7 protein-coding genes are annotated in these 7,604 nt (G+C 71.3%); 3 read left to right on the forward strand and 4 right to left on the reverse strand.

What is annotated here, in order from left to right:
- The first annotated feature begins 25 nt into the window (after window positions 1–25).
- Window positions 26–1,060 carry a class 1 fructose-bisphosphatase gene (locus tag CJ022_RS04990; protein ID WP_101925576.1) on the forward strand — a complete coding sequence of 345 codons (1,035 nt, stop codon included), beginning with the start codon at window positions 26–28 and terminating at the stop codon, window positions 1,058–1,060.
- Window positions 1,057–1,755: a 2OG-Fe(II) oxygenase gene (locus CJ022_RS04995; RefSeq protein ID WP_101925577.1), complete on the forward strand. Its 699-nt coding sequence runs from the start codon at window positions 1,057–1,059 to the stop codon at window positions 1,753–1,755. Before CJ022_RS04990 ends, CJ022_RS04995 begins: the two co-directional genes overlap by 4 nt.
- An 81-nt stretch (window positions 1,756–1,836) precedes the next feature.
- Here CJ022_RS04995 and CJ022_RS05000 read toward each other — a convergent pair whose 3' ends face one another.
- The 3 genes from CJ022_RS05000 to CJ022_RS05010 all read right to left on the reverse strand — a co-directional run bounded on the left by CJ022_RS05000 (window position 1,837) and on the right by CJ022_RS05010 (window position 4,599).
- On the reverse strand, window positions 1,837–2,271 hold the full coding sequence (locus tag CJ022_RS05000; RefSeq protein ID WP_101925578.1) for a response regulator: 435 nt from the start codon (window positions 2,269–2,271) through the stop codon (window positions 1,837–1,839).
- Entirely contained in the window at window positions 2,268–3,356 is a 1,089-nt protein-coding gene (locus CJ022_RS05005) for a PAS domain-containing sensor histidine kinase (protein WP_158238352.1), read from the reverse strand. The genes CJ022_RS05000 and CJ022_RS05005 overlap by 4 nt, the downstream gene beginning before the upstream one ends.
- A 142-nt stretch (window positions 3,357–3,498) precedes the next feature.
- Complete coding sequence (locus CJ022_RS05010; RefSeq protein WP_101925580.1) at window positions 3,499–4,599, reverse strand: PA0069 family radical SAM protein; 1,101 nt, start codon at window positions 4,597–4,599, stop codon at window positions 3,499–3,501.
- Between the two features lie 232 nt (window positions 4,600–4,831).
- On the opposite strand from CJ022_RS05010, the gene CJ022_RS05015 reads away from it, so the two are divergent.
- Window positions 4,832–6,160, forward strand: coding sequence for a sigma-54 interaction domain-containing protein (locus tag CJ022_RS05015; protein ID WP_233198612.1), 1,329 nt, complete (start codon window positions 4,832–4,834; stop codon window positions 6,158–6,160).
- 357 nt (window positions 6,161–6,517) lie between these two features.
- On the opposite strand, the gene CJ022_RS05020 is transcribed toward CJ022_RS05015, so the two are convergent.
- The coding region (locus CJ022_RS05020) for a hypothetical protein (protein WP_233198613.1) at window positions 6,518–7,604 on the reverse strand (1,087 nt) is incomplete at its 5' end.

Here is a 7,604-nt window from a genome sequence, read left to right on the forward strand (position 1 = left end):
GCCTCTTCGCCGCCCGGTCGTCGCCATGTCCCGCAGTTCCCTGACCCGTCATCTGATCGAGGAACAGCGCGCCGGCCACGTCACGCCGGACCTGCGCCTGCTGCTGGAAGTCGTGGCCCGCGCCTGCAAGCGGATCTCGGTCGCGGTCGGCAAGGGCGCGCTCGGCGACGTGCTCGGCGAAGCGGCCGCGGTGGGGGGCGGCGACAGCATCAACGTGCAGGGCGAGGCGCAGAAGAAGCTCGACGTGATCAGCAACGAGATCCTGCTCGAGGCCAATGCCTGGGGCGGCCATCTGGCGGCCTGCGCCTCGGAGGAGATGGAGCACTCGCAGCCGATTCCCGACGCGTTCCCGCGCGGCAACTACCTGCTGGTGTTCGATCCGCTCGACGGCAGCTCCAACATCGACATCAACGCCAGCGTCGGCACGATCTTCTCGGTGCTGCGCTGCCCGGACGGCGTCAGCGCGGCGCAGGACCAGGATTTCCTGCAGGCCGGCCACACCCAGGTCGCCGCCGGGTACTGCCTCTACGGCCCCAGCACGATGCTGGTGCTGACGATCGGCCACGGCACGCACGCGTTCACGCTGGACCGCGAGCAGGGCTCGTTCGTCATGACCGGCGCGCATCTGCAGATCCCGGCGGAGACGCGCGAGTTCGCGATCAACATGTCGAACCAGCGCCATTGGGAAGCGCCGACCCAGGCCTATGTGGCGGATCTGCTGTCCGGCCAGGACGGCCCGCGCGGCAAGGACTTCAACATGCGCTGGGTTGCGGCGATGGTCGGCGACGTGCATCGCATCCTGACCCGCGGCGGCATCTTCATCTATCCCTGGGACCGCAAGGAACCCGGCAAGCCGGGCAAGCTGCGGCTGATGTACGAGGCCAATCCGATGGCGATGCTGGTCGAGCAGGCCGGCGGTGCGGCGACGACCGGACGCGAACGCATCCTCGATGTCGCGCCGACGTCGCTGCACCAGCGCGTGCCGGTGTTCCTAGGTTCGAAGGACGAGGTGGAGGCCGCGACGCGCTACCACCTGCAGCACGACGCCGCTGCCGCATGAGCGACGCCGACTTCATCGAGGTCACGCCGGGCGCGCTGTCGCGCGATGCCTGCGCGGCGATCGTCGCGCGCATGCGCGCCAGCCGCGACCTGCAGCCGGGTGAGATCGGCGGCGGCGTCTATCCCGATCTCAAGCGCAGCCGCGATCTCGCGATCAGCGAGCGCGAGGACTGGGCCGATGTCGCGCAAGGCCTGAACGTCGCGGTCTTCGGCGGCCTGGTCGCCTATTTGCGCAAGTACCCGCAGGCGCTGATCGCGCCGCTGATGCTGCAGCAGCCCGGCGCCGACGGCGCGCTGCAGCGGCTGACCGCCGAGGATTTCGCGGGCATGGACGCGCAGCGCCTCGCCGGCCTGGTGCACACCTGCCTGCGCCCCGGCGCGATCAACCTGCAGTGGTACGCGGCCGGCGACGGCGGCTACCCGTACTGGCACTGCGAGCTGTATCCACGCGACGCCAGCAGCGAGACGCTGCACCGGCATCTGCTGTGGACGGTGTACCTCAACGACGAGTTCAGCGCCGGCGAGACCGAATTCCTGTTCCAGCAGAAGAAGATCGCGCCGCGCACCGGCGACCTGCTGATCGCGCCGACCGCGTTCACGCACACGCATCGCGGCAACCGGCCCGAGCGCGGCGACAAGTTCATCGCCACCAGCTGGATCCTGTTCCAGCGCGCGGAGACCTTGTACCGCGGCTGATGTCCGGCAACGTGGTGCTTTCCCGCTGCGCAGGAGCCCGACCCGACGCGTGGATGCAGGCGGGAATCCGGCGCGAGAGACCTAGCTGCGCGGGTGGTTCAGCACCAGCCAGTACAGGCCGATCTGCTTGACGACTTCGACGAACTTCTCGAAATCCACCGGCTTGCGGATGTAGCTGTTGACGCCCAGCGCATAGCTGGCCTCGACGTCGAAGGGTTCGGTACTGGTCGTGAGCACGACGACCGGCAGGCCGCGGGTCGCAGGATTGGCCCGCAGCGCCTGCAGCACTTCGCGGCCGTCGAGCTTGGGCAGATTCAGATCCAGCAGCACGATCGACGGCAGGTCGGCCGCGTCGCGCGTGGCATGGCGGCCGCGGGCGAACAGATAGTCCAGCGCCTCGGCGCCGTCGCCGACCACGACCAGCTGGCCTTCGATGCCGGCCTCGGCGAACGCGATGCGGGTCAGTTCCGCGTCGTCGGGGTTGTCCTCGATCAGCAGGATCGTGTGTTCGCTCATGCTTGCGTCGCGTCCTCGTCCGGCACCGCCGGCAAATCGATGAAGAACGTGCTGCCGACCTCCGGTTCCGACTGCACCCAGATGCGGCCGCCCTGCGCGTGCGCGAGCCGCTGCGCGATCACGAGGCCGAGGCCGTGGCCCGCACCGTCGTCCGCGCTGTGCAGGCGGCGGAAGGGGGCGAACAGTTTGGGAGCATAGCGCATGTCGAAACCGCGGCCGGCGTCGCGCACCGCCAGGCGCAGCCGTCCGTCGACGACCTCGCCGTCGACGGCGATGACCACCGTCGGCCGGTCCGACGAGAACGTCCAGGCGTTGCGCAGCAACTTGCCGAGCAGCTGCTTGAGCGCGTGCTCGTCGCCATGGGCCCACAGATCCGGCGCGATCGTGATGTCGGTCGCGCGCGTGGGATCGGCGTCCTGCAGCTCGACGCAGATCCAGTCGCCGAGCAGGCTGACATCGACCGCGCGCGCCGGACGCGGCGGCTTGCTCGCGCGCATGTACTCGAGCAGCGCGTCGATGAGGCCGCCCGCGTTCGACGCCGCGTCGGAGATCCGCTGCAGGTGCGCGTGTGTGGAGGGATCACTGCCTTCCTGCGCGCGCAGGCGACGCGAGAACTGTTCGATCGCGCGCACCGGCGCGCGCAGTTCATGGGAGATACCGAACGCGAGCGTGTCCTGCTGCTGTTCCAGCGCGCGCAGCGCGGTGACATCGTGCAGCTGCAGCAACCGCCGCACCTCGCCGGTGGCCGGGTCGTGCGGCAAGGCGTGCAGATCGAGCTGCAGGTGGCGCTCGCCCGTCCCGGCGTCGCCCAGCACGACCGGCGCCTGCTGCAGGCCCTCGCCGCCATCGGCGAGCCGCGCCAGCGCGGCATCGATCTCGTCGGCGACCGGCCCCAGCGCCGTGCGGTGCGCGGGCGCGCCGGCCAGGGCCTCGGGATCGACGCCGAGCAACCGGCCGATCGCGGGATTGGCCTGCAGCCAGGTGCCGTCGCCGGCGAGCACCGCCAGACCCGACCGGAGCTGATCGAATACCGGATGCAGGTGGGCGGCAGGAGGCGCGGTGCGCGTGGCGCGGGGATCGGACATGGGCACGGCTGGCATCGGCGGGGCGTGAATCGCCGGGCAGTGTAGGAAATTGCGGCGGCACCGCGGGTGCAGACCGGGTGAAGAGCGGGCCGGGCGCAGCGCCGCGACCCGGTCGGCGCGCCACGCGCCGGGGACACTCCGCCTAGAACAGAGTGCCCTGCGGCGAGTCGACGCGCGGTGGCACGAACAGATCGGTCCGCAGCGGCGGCAGGCGGCCATAGCCCAGCGTGCGCCGCGCCTTCGCGAAGCGCGCGGCGAGCAGGTCGGCGAACACGCCCTGGCCGCGCTGCCGGCGACCGAAGGTACTGTCGTAGTCCTTGCCGCCGTGCAATTGCTGCAGCAGGCTCATCACGTGCGCGGCACGTTCGGGATAGTGCAGCGCCAGCCACTCGCGCCACAGCGTCTTGAGTTCGTGCGGCAGCCGCAGCACCACGTAGCCCGCGGACCCGGCGCCAGCTTCGCGCGCGGCCGTCAGGATCGCCTCGAGCTCGCCGTCGGTGATCGCCGGGATCACCGGCGCCACCATCACGCCCACCGGCACGCCGGCATCGGCCAGCGTCCGCCTCGCCCGCAGCCGCGCGTGCGGCGCCGAGGCTCGCGGTTCCATCCGCGCCGACAGCCGGTTGTCGAGCGTGGTCACCGAGAAATACACCGTCGCCAGACCCTGCGCGGCCAGCGGCGCCAGCAGGTCCAGGTCGCGCAGCACCAGCGCGTTCTTGGTGATGAGGCTGAAGGGATGGCGGGTTTCGGCCATGACGTCGATCAGCTGCCGGGTCACGCGGTAGCGCCGTTCGATCGGCTGGTAGGCGTCGGTATTGATGCCCAGGGCGATGGGCGTGCATGTGTAGGCGCGGCGGGCGAACTCCGCGCGCAGGCGCTCGGCGGCATTGGTCTTGGCGAACAGGCGGGTCTCGAAATCCAGCCCCGGCGAGAGGTCGAGATAGGCGTGCGACGGCCGCGCGAAGCAGTAGACGCAGCCGTGTTCGCAGCCCCGGTACGGATTGACCGACTGGCCGAACGCGATGTCCGGCGAGTCGTTGCGGCTGACGATGCTGCGCGCCCGCTCCTCGACGACGACGGTCTCCGGCGCGCTGGCCTCGTCCTGCGCCAGCTGCAGGGCGTCCCAGCCGTCGTCCTCCGCGTGCGCGGTGCGTTGCTCGAACCGGCCGGCGACCCACGACGCCGCGCCGCGTCCCTTGCGCGCGGTCGCCTGCGGAGGGCGGATGGGGGCGGGCGGGCACATCGCCGCAGTCTGCGCGGCGCGCGTCTCAACCGGTGCGACGGCGCGGCGGCACCGGGTCTGTCCGGATCGACCGGAGCGTTGCGTTCAATGGGCTGGAACCAGATCGCCTGCGTGCGATTCAAGAGGGGGTTTCCATGTGGAAGCGTCAGGTGCCGGACGCGGGCAGGGGCTTGTCCGGCGACAGGTGGGAGCAGCGGGACCGGGGCACGGCGATGGCGCCGGAGGTCGCGGCGTGAGCACGCAGCCGGCCGCGCGCCACTGCGCGATCTGGTTCGGGGTGCCGTCGGTCCGCGAGCAGGCCCTGTTCGCGGCCAACGGCTGGCACCTGCGCCCGGCGCAGCCCGACAGCGCCCGCCAGGTGGGCATGCGCGGCAACGACCTGGTCATCGGCATCGCCGACCTGCGCCAGGCGACGCCCGACTGGCTGGCCGCGCTGGACCGCGTGCTGGCCGAACACGCCGACCTGCCGATGCTGGCCCTGCTCGACGAGGCCGCACCGGTCGACGACGCCGATCCGCTGCGTCAGCGGGTGCTGCGCGCCTGCCACGAAACCCTGCGCTGCCCGCTGGATCCCGCGCGGCTGGCCGGCGTGCTGGCGCGGCTCGACCCCGGGCGCCCGCGCGGCCGCGACATCGACAGCATCGGCGGCCAGAGTCCGGCGATGCTCGGCGTGCGGGCGATGCTGCACCGCTATGCCGACGTCGACCTGCCGGTGCTGATCACCGGCGAGTCGGGCACCGGCAAGGAGCTGGCCGCGCACGCGCTGCACGACCTGTCGCGGCGACGCGAGCGGCCGTTCGTGGCGATGAACTGCGGCGCGATCGCGCCGACGCTGGTGCAGTCGGAACTCTTCGGCCACGAACGGGGTGCCTTCACCGGCGCGGCGACGCGGCGGCTGGGCCTGTTCGAATCGGCCGACGGCGGCACCGTGTTCCTCGACGAGATCGGCGACCTGCCCCTGGACGCGCAGACCAACCTGCTGCGCGTGCTGCAGGAAGGCACGATCGAACGCGTCGGCAGCAGCCGACCGGTGCGCGTCGACGTGCGGGTGCTGGCCGCGACCCACGTCGACCTGGACGCGGCGATCGCCCAGGGCCGCTTCCGCCAGGATCTCTATTACCGGCTCGACGTGCTGCGCCTGCAGCTGCCGCCGCTGCGCGCGCGCGGCGACGATGTCGAACTGCTGGCGCGCCAGTTCCTCGATACGTTCCGGGCCCACAACACGGTGCAGGCGCGCGGCTTCAGCGCGGCCGCACGCCAGTGCCTGCGACGGCATCCCTGGCCGGGCAACGTGCGCGAACTCCTCAACCGCGTGCGCCGCGCCGCGGTGGTCGCCGAGCAGGCGCTGATCGAACCCGACGACCTGCAACTGGGGCCGGAGAATGCGCAGGTCGTCGCGCTCGACGCGCACCGCTCCCGTACCGAACGCGGCGCGCTGCTGGATGCCTTGCGCGAGACCGGCTGCAACGTCAGTGCGACCGCGCGGCGGCTGCAGGTGTCGCGCGTCACCGTCTACCGCCTGTGCCGCAAGCACGGCGTGTCGCTGGACGACATGCGCTGACGCGAAGGATCCGCGGTGCGACGGAACACGTGCCGGCCTCACGTCCTGCTGCGCGTCGGGCGCGAGGCCGCCTTCCGCGCTCGCGTCGTGCCGCTGCAACGTGCGGCGCCATCCGCCGTCACGCGACCGCATCCGGGCCGCCCAATTCGGCTGCGCGTTCTGCCACGCATCGCGTGCATCGGCGACGCGACACGGGTCCACGCAGGTCGCGTGGGCGATCGCCGATGCCCATGACGTGCAGCCAGACCAGTCGATCCGTGCGCCGTGTCGACCGCATCCTGCCGCCCTGCCCTGCGCGACCGGCGGATTGCCTACGGAGACGCGGCACCGTCACCGCGGCAGCCAATGCAGCATGCGCTACAACGAGTACGGCACCTTGACCGTCAGGTTGAAGTCGGGCGCATCGGGCGTCAGGCCGATGCCGAGCACGCCGACGAAGGTCGCGCTGGGCGACATCGCATGGGTGACGCCGAGGCTCATCGTCGCCGCATTGGCGTCGCTGCCGATCAGCTTCACCCAGTCCGCCCCCTCGTACTTGGTCCGCGAGCGCGCGTTGAGGCGATCGCTGAAGGAGATGCTCAGGCTGGTGCGCTCGTTGAACGCGAACGCGACGCCGGCGCCGAAGTAGTACGCATCGCCCAGCCGCACGTCGCCGGGATTCACCGTCAGCGGGTTGTTGTCGAGATCGGCGAAGCTGCGCGCGAACGAGCGCACGTAGCCGATGTTGCCGAACAGGATCGCCGGATCGGTGGTCTTGACGCCCGACAGGCCGACCGTCGCCTGCCACACGCCGTTGCCGGTCGGCTGTTCCTCGGGCACGGCGAAGCGGATGAAGTCGTCGGCGTCGCGCTCGAGCACGCGCCACGGAATGCCGTAGGGCTCGCGTCCGGTCGGCGCGGTGACGCCGACGTTGAGGACGGTCTCGGGCCAGATGCCGCGTTCGCCGAACAGCTTGAAGTTGGCGCTGGCGCTGATGTCGCCGAGGCCGGCGCCGTCGGTTTCCTCCTGCGCGATCGCCGCGGCCGCACCGCCGGCGCCGCCCTTCTGGTAGACGGTCTTGCGCGCGATGTAGGGCACGTCGAGATTGAGGCTCAGGCGCGGGCTCAGGCCCCAGCGCGCGGCGAAGTTGTAGTTGACGGTGTCGGACTCGACGTTCTCGATCGCGATGTTGCCGAGGAAGATCGCATCCAGCGCAAGGAAGCCGTTGAGGGTCAACTGCTTGCGGTCGTAGCGGTTGTAGCTGATGCCGTTCTCCAGCGTCAGCCGGCGGTTGAACAGCGCGGTGCTCTGCTGTTTGACGTCGGCGACGCTGCGGCTTTCGGCCTCCTGCGCACGCTGGGCGTCCTCGGCGCTGCTGGCGTAGCCTTCTTCGCCGCGCGGCGCGGGCGTCGTCGGCGGCAGCGGCGCGGCGGCGGGCGGCGCCGGCGGCAGGCCGGCAGGCGGC

The sequence above is a fragment of the Luteimonas rhizosphaerae genome, from assembly GCF_002849595.1.
GTDB classification, from domain to species: domain Bacteria; phylum Pseudomonadota; class Gammaproteobacteria; order Xanthomonadales; family Xanthomonadaceae; genus Luteimonas; species Luteimonas cellulosilyticus.